Source organism: Paenibacillus sp. 1781tsa1, from assembly GCF_024159265.1.
GTDB lineage: Bacteria > Bacillota > Bacilli > Paenibacillales > Paenibacillaceae > Paenibacillus.
Genome location: NZ_JAMYWY010000001.1, coordinates 4,054,372 through 4,070,120 on the forward strand (window position 1 = coordinate 4,054,372; position 15,749 = coordinate 4,070,120).

Here is a 15,749-nt window from a genome sequence, read left to right on the forward strand (position 1 = left end):
TTTTATTCTGCGAATTGCGGTAGAGTTAGTACTTGCCCCACTTGGATGGAAGTCGCTTGAAGTTGATTCACTTTCTTAATTGCTTCTATATATATACGTGTATCCATATTTGTCGGTTTATGTTCCAAAGAAATACTCCATAATGTTTCTCCTTGTGAAACGGCTATCTTTCCTCCAGGCAGAACATCGTTCTCATTGCCAGCAAATACAGTTAAAACAGTGCTGCATCCAATAAATATAATCAATGAGGTAATGGCTATCTTTAACATCCATGAAGAAATCTTGAAACGCGCTAAAACCTTCTTGTAGTTCCCTATGTTAGACTTCACCAGTTCCGAATTCATCGGTTCATAAATACTTTGATAAGTTGAATATTTCATTAAATACCCGCCTCCAAACGTTTGTTCCTATCTGTTGAAATCAATATAACACGAACACTTGTTTTGTTCAATAGATTTTTAGAACAATTGTTCGCTTATTTTTCGAAGGAGAACTATCTTAATTCAAGCCCTCTTGCAAAGCATTTGCAGTATTATGCTCTGGCTATTGGACAAATTCTGTTCTATAAGTTAAAAAACACTGATTTAATGCCATTATATTTAGAACTTATGTTTGTACGAACGGAGGTTCTATGTTATAATTTTCCCAAACGTTACTAAAATGGGGTTGATACGGTATGTCGAAGATATCCAGCAGGCAGCAGGCTATTCTGGAGTTTATACGAAATGAAGTCCGGTTGAAGGGGTATCCTCCTTCCGTACGGGAAATTGGTGAAGCGGTTGGACTGGCTTCCAGCTCAACAGTACATGGACATTTGGATCGTTTGGAGAAAAAAGGTTTGATCCGACGCGACCCTACCAAGCCAAGAGCCATTGAGCTTTTGAGCCAGGAAGAATCTGAGCATTCTCATCAATTTGCTCATAGCGTTGCACGTATTCCTGTCGTTGGTAAGGTTACAGCCGGGGTTCCAATCACTGCAACCGAGAACATTGAAGACTACTTCCCTCTTCCTACACATTATGTAGGCGAACAGAAAGTGTTTATGCTTTCGGTAGTCGGAGATAGTATGGTGGAAGCTGGAATCGTTAACGGAGATTACGTTATTGTCCGTCAACAGCAAACTGCTGATAACGGTGATATCGTTGTTGCAATGACTGAAGACGATGAAGCTACAGTGAAAACGTTCTATAAAGAGAAAGATCATATTCGCCTTCAACCGGAGAATGCGACCTTCGAACCTTTACGTTTGAAACACGTTAGTATTCTGGGTAAAGTCATTGGCCTTTTCCGAGATATTCATTAATATCTAACCTGAGTAACAAAACTAGATGCAATGCACTGAAATACAAAAAGAGGTTGCCCTGATGAACAGGACAACCTCTTTTTATTTTTATATTGTTTTATCGGCTTATAATTCACTGCGTTTCAGAACACTCTTGTGATGCGAGAACACATCAAAGCTCTGTTGTCCGTGATATGAGCCCATACCGCTCTCTCCTACACCACCAAACGGAAGATAATGTGAAGTCATATGAGAAAGTGTGTCATTAATACATCCCCCACCGAAGGATACTTGATTCAGCACCTGATCCTGTAGTTCCTCATCCTGTGTGAAGAGATATAGCGCCAATGGTTTTGGTCGGCGAACAATCTCATCCAGCATGGGGTTCAAGTCACTGTACGTAAATACAGGAAGAATCGGACCGAAGATCTCTTCTTGCATGACAGGTGATTCCCAGTTCACATCTCCAAGTACAGTCGGCTCAATCAGCAACTGCTCACGCACAGAACGTCCACCTATCAGCGTTTTGCCATCTGTGAGGAATTTCGACAACCGATCAAAGTTACGCGCGTTGACAATATGCGGGAAATCAGTGTTTTGTAACACATCATCCCCAAATTTATCTTTGATCTCTGTGCCAATCAGATTAATCAATTCATCATGAACTTGTTCATGCACAAGCAAGTAATCCGGCGCAACACATGTTTGTCCTGCATTCAGGAACTTACCACGAACAATACGCTGAGCTACCAGCTTCAGATCTGCATCACTATGGACAATAGCAGGACTCTTACCGCCCAACTCAAGAGTTACAGGAGTCAGGTACTCCGCAGCTGCCTTCATAACAATGCGACCAACACCCGTGCTGCCTGTGAAGAAAATATAATCAAACTTCTCTTTCAACAATGCTGTGCTGGCTTCAACTTCCCCCTCCATAACGGCAATATACTCCTGAGGGAAGATCTCCTGAATCAGATCATACGTCAGACGAGATACGGCTGGTGTTAATTCAGAAGGCTTGATAACTGCACAGTTACCGGCTGCAATTGCTCCAATCAGTGGACCGAATGCAAGTTGGAAAGGATAGTTCCAAGGTGCAATAATAAGCGCTACTCCGTATGGTTCAGGATAAATGGTGCTCACCCCATCCGGCATAGCCGAATTGGTTGGGACTTGTTTGGGTTCAGCCCATTCCTGCAGATGTTCTAATGCAAAATCCAGTTCACCAAGAACAATGCGAATCTCGGAACCATAAGCTTCCGCCTCAGATTTGTTCAAATCCGCCCGAAGTGCATCTTGGATCCGTTGCTGATACTTCTCAATCCCTTTTCTAAGCTGTTGAAGCGCATTAATCCGATACTCGATATTTTTAGTTTGTCCTGTATAAAAAAATGTACGTTGTTCTGTCACTAGTTGTTTTGCCTGATCCATATTAACATCTCCAATTAATTATTAAAAATTAAATTGTTCAAAATTTAATTAAAGTATACCTCTTCTATATGAAACTTTCAACATAATATTGATTTGAAAGTATCTGAAATTGGGTAGGCGTTTTAATATATGAGAAAGCTACTATTCTTTTTAATGCAAGTATCCATTGATTATAGCGAATTATTGGGTATTATTAGAATTCATCTTTATTTTTTTACAGAAGATTATACGTACTGAGATCTGAAGGGATGGATATAGCTTGTAGATCTTACGCATTCAATGTCATCATCTGCCAACATATGTCCTAATTGCGGATAACTCTGCGGGCGAGGAGAAGTGGTTTCTCTAATTCAATGATTTGTGGTTTTATCCTTGAGTTTGTTTGCATAGTAAACAAAGGAGCCGTTGAAGATGGCTCCTATTTTTGCCCCTATACTCGAATGTATCACGAAAGTTTCTCTTTCCCATGTTCTTAATGGATACTGTGCGCTACGCTTCTCCTACTCCTCCATAATCAATGTTTTAGTAAATGCCAGATAGATATCCGAACCAACATAAGGCTACCGGGAGGAAATCATCTTTAATAATAATGTCTTATATGTATATTTATCTTATTATCAACCAAATCTATTTGTTCGATAAAAGGCATGTTTGTTGCAAAAATAGATCATTTCTATTAATTAGTCAACCTTAGTATTCCAAAAGAATATTCATAAATCCAACATTTTACAACTGTATTATTTACAAATAACAATCTTATATGGTATATTTAACCATGGTTGGCCAACCTAATTATGTGAGATCTACTCGATATCTTTAATTTCAAATAAAAAATTAAAACAGAATCTTACTCTATTGGTTCTAGTATATTTGGGAGGTTTGAATATGAAAAGATTAAGAAAATTCTCTATTTCTGTTATGGCAACTGCTTGTCTATTAGCATTCGGTTCCAGCTCTGCATTCGCTAAAACAGGGTGGGCCGATTCATTTGAGACAGCAGAAGTGATGTACTCAAGTGTAAACCAGTCTTCTGGATTTAGCGCAACACAGTATTTAGATAGCATGAGCGACAACGATTTTTATGTAGTCGACAACACAAACGGTTCATCCGAAATCACATATTCTGTTATAGCCACTCCACCAGCTAACTTCGACATTGTTATGGGTGTTATTAAAATGAATGCAAGCGGTGCGATCCTGTCCATTCAAATGGATAACTGGAATGGACGGGGATACCCTGAGGCAATTAGTTGGAATGCTAAACCTGGTGAGAAGGTTTACTTCAGAATTATGGACAACGGTATCAACAACTATAATGAGCCCTATACAATTCAATTCACAAAAACCAGCTAAATAATATTTTAGTAGATATTCAATGGCTCCCCGCTATATAAATGGGTGGGCCATTTTTTTATACTCTGTCGACAAGGATGAGTACTGCGATAAATTCATTTTTCGTTTTCCAGAGAGAATGCCCTTTAATTTGTTGAATTGTATCTCAAGAGAATGTTTCATTGAGTCAATATTGCTTATTCAGATTGAGAAAAGCTTTATTATCTACTATTTAAATGAAGTAATAATTTAGTGATCAAATCAATTTATTCTCACTAATTGACATAGAAATTCCATCAAATTCTTGAAATAGCTATGCATCATATTTATCTTTTCAAAGTTTGAACGAAGATTTTTTACTCATGGTCACGAAACAAAATTCAAAAGAAAATTTTTAGGTTCGTTATTGAATCTAAAGTTATCAGAATCTTACAACATTGTGATCTCCCTCCCTTTCCGTTCACTATCTCATACCTGCGTGTTTTTTTCACTTGAGTGCGGGGAAGAAATGAAATTCACTGAAGAAATTTTCGAATAGAAAAATATTTTGTGGGCATTTTGTGGGCACTTTGATTTTTCTTTAAATAGGTACTTGCCCACAAAAAGAAAAACCCCTCACGCCATGTGGCGAAAGGGATTCGGGGATTAGTACAAAGTAATATATTGATCGCGTTCCCATTGGTGGACTTGTGTACGGTACATATCCCACTCAATTTCTTTCAGCTCATAGAAGTGAGCCAAGGCGTGGTCGCCGAGAGCGTCACAAATGACTTCGCTGCGGATCAATTCGTTCAGTGCTTCTTTCAGGTCAGCTGGCAAGCTTGGAATGCCTTCTTCCACACGCTCTTCTTCTGACATGATGTAAATGTTACGGTCAATTGGAGCTGGTAAGGAAAGCTCACGTTTGATTCCGTCCAGACCTGCTTTCAACAAAACAGCCAAAGCCAAGTAAGGGTTAGCAGCCGGATCCGGGTTACGAACTTCAACACGTGTACTCAGACCACGGGAAGCTGGGATACGGATCATTGGGCTACGGTTACTTGCAGACCATGCTACATAGCAAGGCGCTTCATAACCTGGTACAAGACGTTTGTATGAGTTCACAGTTGGGTTAGTAATTGCTGCAAAAGCACGTGCATGCTTCAGAGTTCCAGCCATGAAGTGACGTGCAGTTTTGCTCAGTCCCAGCTCGTCCGACTCGTCAACGAATGCGTTCTCACTGCCTTTGAACAAGGATTGGTTACAGTGCATACCGGATCCATTCATACCAAACAGTGGTTTCGGCATGAATGTAGCATGTAAACCATGCTGACGTGCAATCGTTTTGACAACGAGTTTGAACGTTTGAATCTGGTCAGCTGCTTTCAGCGCATCAGCATATTTAAAGTCGATCTCATGCTGACCTGGAGCTACCTCATGGTGGGAAGCTTCGATCTCAAAGCCCATTTCTTCAAGTGTGATAACGATGTCACGGCGACAGTTTTCACCAAGATCCGTAGGCGCCAAATCGAAATATCCACCTTGGTCATTCAGTTCGTTAGTCGGGTTTCCTTTTTCGTCTGTTTTGAACAAGAAGAACTCAGGTTCAGGACCAACGTTGAAGGAAGTGAATCCCATATCTTGGGCTTCCTTCAGGTTTCGTTTCAAGATGCCACGTGGATCTCCTGGGAACGGGTTACCATCCGGAAGATATACGTCACAGATCAGGCGTGCAACACGGTTCTCTGCTACCCATGGGAAAATAAGCCAAGAATCTAGATCTGGATAGAGGTACATGTCGGACTCTTCAATACGTACATAACCTTCAATGGAAGATCCATCGAACATCATTTTGTTATCCAGAGCCTTAGTCAACTGGCTCACAGGAATCTCAACGTTTTTGATAGCTCCAAGCAAATCGGTAAATTGCAATCGAATGAATCGTACGTTTTCTTCTTTCGAAATGCGGAGAATGTCTTCTTTTGTATAACTCACTATAACCTCTCCCTTTCTTATCTGCGTATTTGGCTTGCCTGTTATATTTGTACATTAGAAAGTTCCACGGGTCAAGGAGTCTCACACCAAAAGTGCATGTTTTCCCCCCACTCGCCAAGTTATGCGAATTTACTTTTTATTAAAGAATCGGGAAAGCTCTCCCTGAATGAGAGATACTTGTCCAGGTCTCTTACCTGATACAAGCTGCTGTTTCAACAAGCGGTGCAACTGCGTATCGGACAGCTCTCTGCGTTTAACTTCAGTATCTGGCGTGATAACTGTAGCTTCCTCGGATTCTTTCGAAACAGGATTCATCACTTGTTTGATCCCGGCGATGTTAACTCCTTTTTCAATCAAAGCCTTAATCTCTAGCAATCTCTCTACGTCATTAAAAGAGAATAACCGCTGATTACCTGACGTTCTCGCAGGAACGATCAAGCTGTGCTGCTCATAATAACGAATCTGACGTGCAGAGAGATCCGTAAGTTTCATTACAATACCAATCGGGAATAAGGCCATATTTCTGCGAATTTCATCACCCATGTTCATCAACCTTCCAGTCATCTATTCTTCACCCTATTGTACATTTAGTTATTACCAAGTGTCAATGACGTGTTAGATAAACTCACAATAATTTACGATCTTTCATGGTCTGTAATGCCATCAAAACGCCATATTTGACATGAGAGTACGTTAATCCGCCCTGCATATACCCGATATACGGCTCACGAATAGGCGCGTCGGCTGATAATTCCAGACTTCCGCCCTGAATGAACGTACCTGCCGCCATAATGACAGGATGTTCATAACCAGGCATATCCCACGGTTCAGGAACCACATGACTATCCACCGCTGCTGCGCGCTGGATCCCCTGCACGAAGGCAATTAAGTGCTCAGCAGAGCTGAACTGAACAGCCTGGATCAGATCAGTACGAGCTTCATTCCAAGCGGGTTTGGTTACAAATCCGGATTCAGCAAACATCGCAGCAGCAAACGTACTACCTTTGATAGCTTGTCCTACAATTGTCGGCGCCATGTAAAGTCCTTGGTAGATGCCGCGTGTTGTCCCCAGCATTGCTCCAACCTCTCCCCCAATTCCAGGGGCTGTCAGGCGATAAGCTGCCAACTGTACGTACTGTTCCTTCCCACATATGTATCCACCGGTTTCCGCAATACCTCCACCAGGATTCTTAATAAGTGATCCGGCCATCAGATCAACTCCGACTTCTGTCGGTTCACGTTCTTCTGTGAATTCACCGTAACAATTATCCACGAATACGATGACATCCTCCTTAAGCCCTTTAACACGCGTAACCATCTCAGCAATTTCAGCAACACAAAAGGATGAGCGCCAGTCATAACCACGTGAACGTTGAATCCCAATGACTTTTGTAGCCGGTGTAATGCTTTTCTCAACTGCTGCCCAGTCCACGCTGCCTTCAGCAGTTAAAGCCGTCTCACGGTAGCCGATACCAAAATCGCGTAACGAACCTGTACCATCACCGGGTTTGCCAATCACTTTATGCAATGTGTCATAAGGCTTACCCGTGATGTACAATAGTTCGTCACCTGGGCGCAACACGCCAAAGAGAGCTGTACTAATCGTATGAGTACCCGAAGCGAAATGAGGACGTACCAACGCGGCTTCTGCGCCGAACACATCAGCATATACTTCATCAAGCACTTCACGCCCACGATCGTTATATGCATAACCTGTTGATCCTGCAAAGTGAAAATCACTTACTTTTCGCTGTTGGAAAGCATTAATCACCTTCCATTGATTGTGATCTGTGATCCGATCAATCTGTTGAAGTTGTCCTTCAATCTGACGCTCAACTTGATGTTGAAGTTCAGATATTTCTGAATCAAAGCTTACCATCTTACTTCATTCCCCTTCATAGCACGAATCTGACGTTGAATAGCCATTATCGTGTAACTTATCACATCAATATGTCATGAGTATTACGATTCAATAAAATTTTCGAGCATATAACCAAATTTCTCATATTCACCTTTTTGCAATTCCACTTCATAAATAACATCATTCTCTTCAAAGCTGGTATCCACTACATCACCAATTTTGTAGAGTACCGACGTAAGATCACCACGTTCTGCCGGAATACGGAAGCGTTTCGTGTCACCAGTAAGCTCGGTCTGAATTAATTCACGGATTTTAAGCAGATCTTCTGAGTCTAATGCGCTTACTTTAATATGATCTTTATCCAGTGGAAGCATCTCAAGCTGCTCTGGTGTGCACGCATCTTTTTTGTTATACAGGACTAACTGCGGTTTATCCCCTGCACCAAGTTCTTGCAGAATCGTGTTAACCGTCCGCATCTGATCTTCACGCATAGCTGATGAGGCGTCCACAACATGCAGGATGAGATCGGCTTCATTTACTTCCTCCAGCGTTGCCCGGAAAGCTGCAATCAGATCATGCGGGAGATTTTGAATAAATCCAACCGTGTCAGTAAGTACGATTTCTTTACCACTTGGAAGTTCCATCGTGCGTGAAGTTGGGTCCAAGGTAGCAAATAGCTGATCTTGAATATACACATCTGCCGCAGTCAACTGCTTGAGCAAGGTTGATTTGCCAGCGTTGGTGTAACCAACAAGGGCCACCTGAACAATACCTGTCTTCTTCCGGCGTTCACGATGCAACTTACGATGACGAGTCAATTCTTCCAGATGACGCTTCAGATCATCAATGCGCCCACGGATGTGACGACGGTCTGTCTCCAGCTTACTTTCACCCGGGCCTCTTGTTCCGATTCCGCCACCGAGTCTGGACAGATTCTTGCCATGACCCGACAACCGTGGCAACAAGTAGCTATGTTGAGCCAATTCCACTTGAATGATACCTTCTCTAGTGTTGGCACGCTGTGCAAAAATGTCCAAAATTAATTGGGTACGATCAATAATTTTAAGATCCAGAGTTTCTTCCAGATTACGAACCTGTGCGCCTGACAATTCCTGATCAAAAATAGCTGTAGTTGCTCCCAGTTCCTCTGCAATTGCACGAAGTTCTTCTACCTTACCTTTACCAATGAACCATTTGGTATCCCGTTTTTCCCTGTTCTGAGAAAGCACACTCAGCACTTCCACTCCAGCTGTCTCGGCAAGCTTCACCAATTCCTCTAAAGAATACTCAGGATTGATACCTGTACGTTTTACATCATCCGTAACAAGACTCACCAAGACGGCGCGATCTTTTTTGACCATATCTGTATCATGCGTGCCATTTGTCATGTATATGTTCACTCCCTCTAAGTACTAATCCGTTAATATTCATTACCACAAATATGCCATGGCATGCCTTAAGCCGAACCGGTTGGCCCGGCCGGCTAGTGTAAAAACTATATTATCGCTTACTTTCGCTCAAAGTTCAAATCCTCTGTACGGATTGTCATCAGCTCCAGTTTCCCTGGACTGCCTTCCGTGTATTGTTCCAACAAACGAACCGCCTGATGCCTGATCGAACGCTCAATGGCATTACGAACGTATCTGGCGTTACTGAACGCATGCAGCGAATCATTTTTTTCCTGAAGCAAATGCTGCTTTAGTTTGAGTATGGTCTGAGGCATTAGAATATAATCACGTTCTTTGGCCATAATCTCAGAGATTTGAATCAACTGATCAATGCTGTAGTCTGGAAACTCCACTTGAATAGGAAAGCGGGAAGGTAATCCGGGATTCGTCTGAAGAAAAAAATCAATCTCTTCCGAGTAACCGGCAAGAATCAGTATAAACTGATTTTTGTTATCTTCCATGGACTTGGTGATTGATAGAGTTACTAGATGAATTAATAGATTCAATCTCCTTAAAAGTGCTGAATTTATATACTATCTCCAGCCTTTTATTATCATTTAATATCACCTTTTCGATGAATAGCTTCATTATCCTTCTTTTATCTTCTATAGACAGACTATCCTTAACTATTTTCCTGTATTTATTTAGCATTGAAACTGCTACCTGTATATTATCGTCATCGCTCTGACTTATTTTAAGGTTATCATTTATTGCACCAAGTTCTTTATTTAGTTCATCAATCTCATTCTCTACTGGTTCCAATTTAATAGAGAGTTCATCTTTAGATTTAATTATTCCATCAGCATAAAGATCAATATATCTAGCCTTAGAAGACTCTTTTTCTTTGATCAATTTTATAATCTCATCTCTATTTCTTTCCATGTCTCTGACTTTTGATACATCTGAAATTCTCTCAAGCATCTTATCGATCAGAGTTTTAGGATTATCAATCAGCTTCACTACTTCGCTCCAAATGAGAGAGTCTACCATATCAACTCGCCAATTTTCTCCTAAACAAAGTTTATTGGATTCTCCGGTTTCAACACTATACGATTTTTTTGTCTTTCTTGTGCAACTATAGTATTTAAGCAATCCATTTTGCGTCCTAGTGGTAATACCAGACGAAGCAGCAGCTCCACATCTTCCACATCTGGCAATCCCCTTTAGTAGGTAATCTTCCGAGGGGCGACCACCATTTTTTATATTTCCATCTAAACACTTCTGCAAGCGACCAAATGTAACCTCGTCAACGTAGGCTGGAATCGTGATTTTCTGCCATTGGTCCCTTGGTTTAGGTACTTGTTTTTTCTTACCATTGATTCGCACTACCTCAGTTTTTCCATAATAGTATGTACCCATATAAGACTCATTTCTAAGTATTCGACTGATGGTTGCTTGATACCACTTGTCTCCCTTTGGTGCAGGATACTTCTTTTTAGCTAAGTATGCGGCAACCTCTGAGCCAGTTGAACCTTCTAGTATCATATTAACCATTGTCAAATATCTCTCTTTTTCATACTCATTTTCAACAAGAGTATTCAGATCTTTATCATAAGTATAACCATAGATACGATTCATTCCGGGTATCTTGTTGTTAAAAACCATCGTCCTTCTGCCACGTTTCGTATTTGCAAGAATCTTTGCCTTGTTGTACTGAGCAATGGAGCCTTGGATATTGTAATTTAACATTGACTCGGCATTTCCCTTTTGCAAATCGAATTCCACAAAGTGCAAATCACAGCCAAGTTCCCAAATTTGATGGGTAATTTGTTGTTGTAGGTGGAGATGTCTACTCAATCTATCTGGGTGTAGAAAGATGACTTTTGTTCCCAGTCCTTTCTGTAATAAGAAAAGTATGTAATTCAGCATTGGACGATTAGGATTGTCACCAGATTCTGCCTCTTCCCGTAGAACAATAATCTCATCTTCGCTAATATCAAACTTATCTTTTGCATCTTTCACGCATATATCGATCTGAGATTCAAGCGAATAGTTATCAATTTGAATGTCAGATGATACACGAGTATAAACAATAGCCCTGATCTTACCGATCAAGGCTGTAATTTGAGTTGCATTTAGCTTTTGCATATCTTTTAGAACAATCATTTTAATCCCCTTTCTGTATTTTCATTCATAAAACCTATTATAGCATAATTAACTCTCATCAAGGTTAACGTCTGAATATTTATTGACGATATGTTCAATCCAATCAGAAAATTTGTCTTCGAGTTCTTTTTTATCAAAACTGTGTTCATCTGAATATTTGTTTGTAATTGTGTATTCCGACATTCGTTTCAATTTTAAATTCTCATTCATTCCTTATTCGCATCCTTTTTTCCATATGTATTGATTGCTTCTTTGATGAAGTCTTTTAAATGGTAGTGCCATCTTGTTCTAGGTTTAAAACCTCTAATCTCAATTCCTATTTCTTCGCAAATGGCTAGTGAAATACTACTTTTATTTACTTTGCTTCTATATGTATGCTCCTTGATTTGATTCTGGGCTATGTTTTGATACTTTAAAAATTCTTCTATATGTATAAAGTACGCCTTGTTTTCTGGCTCACGAAAATTCATAATGAATCCTGATATTACACCTTCGTATGTATTTGCTTCTGACAGCTTATCGATCTGATGTTGCTTGATTACACTTTCCTGAAAACTAATCGATTTATCCTTTGTTGATTTAAGTTCTAATGTGAATAAATGATTCTTTGCAAACACCATACAGTCATAGTCATTTTTCGTTACTCTAACTCGCGAACGAAGATCAACGGGGATGTGAGTGTCTTTTAAACGTACAAAGAATATCTTCTCTACACTTTGAGCTGCTGACTTCTGAAAATCCTCTTCAAAAACTTTACCTAGATTTGTAGCCAATAAATCATTCCTCTCCAGCAATTAATCGTTTAGCCTCTACCGATTTAAACAAACAATCATATGTATCATGAACACAAACTCCATACACATCTAATATCTCTTCGCCAACATTGATAGTTTCCCCACACCCATAACAGGTTGAATACTTCACCTCCTTTTCTTGCGGATCATGAAAGTGGATATAGTGGTAATCATTATCGAATCTATCCATTTGTTTTCTCAACTTTTTCATTCAACAATTGATTAAGAACCGTTCCAACAACCTCTTTATATTCATTCTCGGTCAACTTGCGTCCAATAATTTGCTCAATCTTTGATTTGCTAAGCTTGTTCTCCATTTATTCATTCTCCTTATACTTGTTGTAGCCAGTGATCCAAACATCTGTCTGATCTGTGGCTCTGAAGCCACCATTACCGTCTGGGACTTGTCTTGGTTTTTTCTTATGGCTTGTTATTTCAATTAAATCTCCTTTCTCAATTTTCAACGCTTTATCTTTGACGTTAAATGTTTTCTTGTCCATTTTAAAGACACGTTCATCACCATTACGAAGATTGTATAAGGTAAGCTTGGGACTATATTTAACATCTAAATCGGTAACTACACACCAAGCCGATTCTATATCGGGAAATACAGCTTCGGAGTACCCTAGCATTTCTTTTTGGAACATCACTTCTTCGTTTGGCATAACTTTGGAGTAGTCATTCTCAGTGCGAATCCTATTTTCTTCATCAACTAGATCCGCCACCCTCTTAAGTTTAGTCTTCTCAACGTATGTTTTTTTATATTGAGATTTTCCACTTGAGAACTCTTTGTACAACGTCACCAATAAACTAATGTTACCAAATTCTCTAAAGAACCCAAGACGAATCAATATATCAGTTTGACGACTGTTGACCGATGTTTTTTCGTTTAAATCCACTAGCAATTCAACAAATGATGCATATGTATTTTTACTTAAGGATAATAGTTCTTCTGCAATCTTTTCATTAAGGTATTTAATAGATTTTAAACCTTTGTAGATAGTATTATCACCCTTACTAAATGAGTAATCAGCGTTAGATTTTCCAAATTTAATCGGTGACACCTCAACACCTCTTGTTTTAGCATAGTTAATTATTTGACCTGTCTTTTCTATGTTGTCATTATTTATATTTAACATCACAGTAAGAAAGGCTAGAGGGTAATAGTGTCTTAGATATCCATTTCCATAGCCGATGTGAGAGTATGGATTTGAGTGGTTATCGGAGAATCCATAACGCTGTGCATCATCTATGACCTGTAAGAAAGGCTCTAAGACAGCAAGCGCATCTTCTTCCGTCTCTCCGTAATCCAAATTCATTTTATGCACAAAACGCTTTCTTATCTCTGGTAGAAACTTCTCTGTTCCTTCTTTTTTACTCAATCCTCTTCGAACACTATCGCTCTCTGCCATTGAAAACTCACAGAATTCTACAAGAAAGTTCATGATTTGTTCCTGATATACTAAATATCCAATAGTGCTCTTCAGAAAATTATTCAATGCTTCATGACCATGATCTTTGAATATGCCATTTGCCAAAGCTTGTCTGTATGAGTCTCCCGATGGTCTAATTGCTCCATTGCCAATTGAAAATAGCTCAATATAACTAAACATATCATTCTGTTCTTCTATCTTATGTATTGTTTCTTCACTCAGTAGATCTTTAAGATATGCTTGGGCAGAATTACTTTCCCATTGGAATATGCCTAAACCTGACTCTCGTATCGAATTCCAGACATCTTTATCGTCAACATCCATATTGTCCGGTGTAAGTCGTTCAATTCCAGCCAATTTACAAGTCTCATTGATTATCTCGTTATTATCCAAACCTAAAATATCCAACTTTACATAATTGAGTCCATCGAGTTCTTTCATATTGATCTGACTCACTGGATACTTGCTTTCTTTTGTATAACAAAGACCAATGTTGTCTTCGAGACTTACTGGAGAAACAATATAACCAGAAGGATGAGACCCTATACTCACTATAACTCCTTGCACCAACTCAACATATTTGAATAGTTCAGGATACATTTCGAGATACTTTGGATCTACTCTATCTACCTTCTTATCGTCTTTGAATACTGACTTAGCAATAGCGTCTACTGTTGCAAGATCCATACCTAAAGCCCTTCCAACTTCTCTAACTGCTCCTTTTAGTGCCACAGTGTTAAAGGTGATAATCTCTGAGAAGTTAATGCCGGGAATTGTTGCTACGTAATCAATAACATCTTGCCTTTTAGATGGAGGCCAATCTAAGTCAATATCAGCAAGAGAGATACGCTCTGGATTCAAGAACCGGAAAAAATTTAGCTTGTGTTTTATACTATCCATCTCAGTAATTTTCAATAAATACGCAATTAAGCTTCCGTTAACTGATCCGCGACCATATCCTTGATAAATATCATTACTATGCGCCCAATCAACTACGTCTTTTTGGAGGAGCATGTAATCAATTGCTCCAACCTTTTTATATGTATTAAACTCTTCTCTAATTCGTTTAAAGTATGCATCCTTTTTTTCCTTGTCAAACTTGTTAATTCCTCGTTCGATTACTCCAACATTTATCTTTTCTTTGAACACTTTTTCTGAGTCTTCGTGCAGCTTAGGATACTTGGGTGACGAGTCAATTGTAAACTCTTCGATATTATCTGCCATAACGTTCGTATTATGTATAGCTTCAAGGTAGACATTTCTAGGTAAGGCCGATTGCTCCTCAAACATTTTGACAACTTCGGGATATGTTTTAAATGTTAGATCGAATGCATCTTCATCTCCATATGTCGCACCCTTAGCCTTCATTAAAATCTTACGCGCATCAGCATGAGATCTGTTTAAGGCGTGAGTATCTGTCCCTGCAATAAGCGGTATGCCTGTTTCAAGTGACAGACTGTGTAGATGTTGATTAAATAGCTTTTGCTCAGGGTGAGTGTGATATTGAATCTCAAAAAACATTCTATGCTTATTTTTAACAAAGAAATCCATAAATCTGTTCATCATTTGCTTGTTGTCATTTTTAATTGCCCTCCATAGCGGAGATGCAAGGCAAGCAGATGTCATGATAATATTATCTGAGGTATTGAATAGCTCTTCAAAAGTAATCCTTGGATTATAATAATAGTGTCCGTCATCTTTATTGTTCGAGAGCGATGTTAGTTTATTTAATTCCTGTGCTCCCTCAAGATTCTTTGCGATTAGCATATAGTGGTAGTTGTCGCGAATCAAGCCGCTTTCTTTGTCATTATGTTCGGTAAGGTATACCTCATTCGCATGAATGTACTTCATGCCTTTTTCTTCGATCGATTGCTTCTTCTTGACCCAATTAAATACATTTCCATGCTCAGAAAAACAGATTGTTTGCATATTAGCCTTTTCTGCTTCATCAATATACTGTTGATACTTAGTCACAGAATCTATAGCCATTGAAGTTGATGGATTGCTAGTGTCTGAATGCAAATGATAAATTACATAATTATCCGTATGATCATCTCCTTGCTTGCACATTTCATAAAATATTGATTC

At 39.4% G+C, this 15,749-nt stretch carries 13 protein-coding genes and 1 pseudogene; 2 read left to right on the forward strand and 12 right to left on the reverse strand.

Translation table 11 applies throughout. The features are described from left to right. Positions 1 to 2: 2 nt before the first annotated feature. Positions 3 to 380 carry a LysM peptidoglycan-binding domain-containing protein gene (locus NKT06_RS17800; RefSeq protein WP_253437260.1) on the reverse strand — a complete coding sequence of 126 codons (378 nt, stop codon included), beginning with the start codon at positions 378 to 380 and terminating at the stop codon, positions 3 to 5. Between the two features lie 296 nt (positions 381 to 676). On the opposite strand from NKT06_RS17800, the gene lexA reads away from it, so the two are divergent. Then, entirely contained in the window at positions 677 to 1,303 is a 627-nt protein-coding gene (gene lexA / locus NKT06_RS17805) for a transcriptional repressor LexA (RefSeq protein WP_017688034.1), read from the forward strand. 105 nt (positions 1,304 to 1,408) lie between these two features. Here the strand turns inward: lexA and NKT06_RS17810 are convergent, their stop codons facing one another. Beyond that, positions 1,409 to 2,713 carry an aldehyde dehydrogenase gene (locus NKT06_RS17810; protein ID WP_253437263.1) on the reverse strand — a complete coding sequence of 435 codons (1,305 nt, stop codon included), beginning with the start codon at positions 2,711 to 2,713 and terminating at the stop codon, positions 1,409 to 1,411. An 885-nt stretch (positions 2,714 to 3,598) separates the two neighbouring features. Between NKT06_RS17810 and NKT06_RS17815 the strand changes: the two genes are divergently transcribed. Next, positions 3,599 to 4,066, forward strand: coding sequence for a hypothetical protein (locus tag NKT06_RS17815; protein ID WP_105599244.1), 468 nt, complete (start codon positions 3,599 to 3,601; stop codon positions 4,064 to 4,066). A gap of 624 nt (positions 4,067 to 4,690) precedes the next feature. Here NKT06_RS17815 and glnA read toward each other — a convergent pair. The 10 genes and pseudogenes from glnA to dnaE form a co-directional block, all read right to left on the reverse strand. After that, positions 4,691 to 6,019, reverse strand: coding sequence for a type I glutamate--ammonia ligase (gene glnA, locus NKT06_RS17820; RefSeq protein WP_253437266.1), 1,329 nt, complete (start codon positions 6,017 to 6,019; stop codon positions 4,691 to 4,693). Between the two features lie 129 nt (positions 6,020 to 6,148). Beyond that, entirely contained in the window at positions 6,149 to 6,562 is a 414-nt protein-coding gene (locus NKT06_RS17825; protein ID WP_056689944.1) for a MerR family transcriptional regulator, read from the reverse strand. An 82-nt stretch (positions 6,563 to 6,644) separates the two neighbouring features. Continuing rightward, positions 6,645 to 7,898, reverse strand: a complete 1,254-nt coding sequence (locus tag NKT06_RS17830; protein ID WP_253437269.1) for a methionine gamma-lyase family protein — start codon at positions 7,896 to 7,898, stop codon at positions 6,645 to 6,647. 83 nt (positions 7,899 to 7,981) lie between these two features. Beyond that, positions 7,982 to 9,268 (reverse strand): GTPase HflX, encoded by a 1,287-nt coding sequence (hflX, locus tag NKT06_RS17835; RefSeq protein ID WP_253437272.1) that lies wholly within the window; start codon positions 9,266 to 9,268, stop codon positions 7,982 to 7,984. 119 nt (positions 9,269 to 9,387) lie between these two features. Continuing rightward, positions 9,388 to 9,804, reverse strand: a pseudogene (locus NKT06_RS17840) (AAA family ATPase); the annotation flags it as partial. Beyond that, positions 9,779 to 11,434 carry a recombinase family protein gene (locus tag NKT06_RS17845; RefSeq protein ID WP_367399865.1) on the reverse strand — a complete coding sequence of 552 codons (1,656 nt, stop codon included), beginning with the start codon at positions 11,432 to 11,434 and terminating at the stop codon, positions 9,779 to 9,781. The pseudogene NKT06_RS17840 and the gene NKT06_RS17845, both read right to left, overlap by 26 nt. 48 nt (positions 11,435 to 11,482) lie before the next feature. Beyond that, positions 11,483 to 11,644 carry a hypothetical protein gene (locus NKT06_RS17850; protein WP_253437276.1) on the reverse strand — a complete coding sequence of 54 codons (162 nt, stop codon included), beginning with the start codon at positions 11,642 to 11,644 and terminating at the stop codon, positions 11,483 to 11,485. Next, positions 11,641 to 12,207 carry a Holliday junction resolvase RecU gene (locus NKT06_RS17855; RefSeq protein WP_253437279.1) on the reverse strand — a complete coding sequence of 189 codons (567 nt, stop codon included), beginning with the start codon at positions 12,205 to 12,207 and terminating at the stop codon, positions 11,641 to 11,643. The genes NKT06_RS17850 and NKT06_RS17855 overlap by 4 nt, the downstream gene beginning before the upstream one ends. Before the next feature lie 203 nt (positions 12,208 to 12,410). Next, positions 12,411 to 12,545, reverse strand: a complete 135-nt coding sequence (locus tag NKT06_RS31695) for a hypothetical protein (protein ID WP_301289985.1) — start codon at positions 12,543 to 12,545, stop codon at positions 12,411 to 12,413. Next, on the reverse strand, positions 12,546 to 15,731 hold the full coding sequence (gene dnaE, locus NKT06_RS17860; RefSeq protein ID WP_301289986.1) for a DNA polymerase III subunit alpha: 3,186 nt from the start codon (positions 15,729 to 15,731) through the stop codon (positions 12,546 to 12,548). Positions 15,732 to 15,749: the final 18 nt, after the last annotated feature.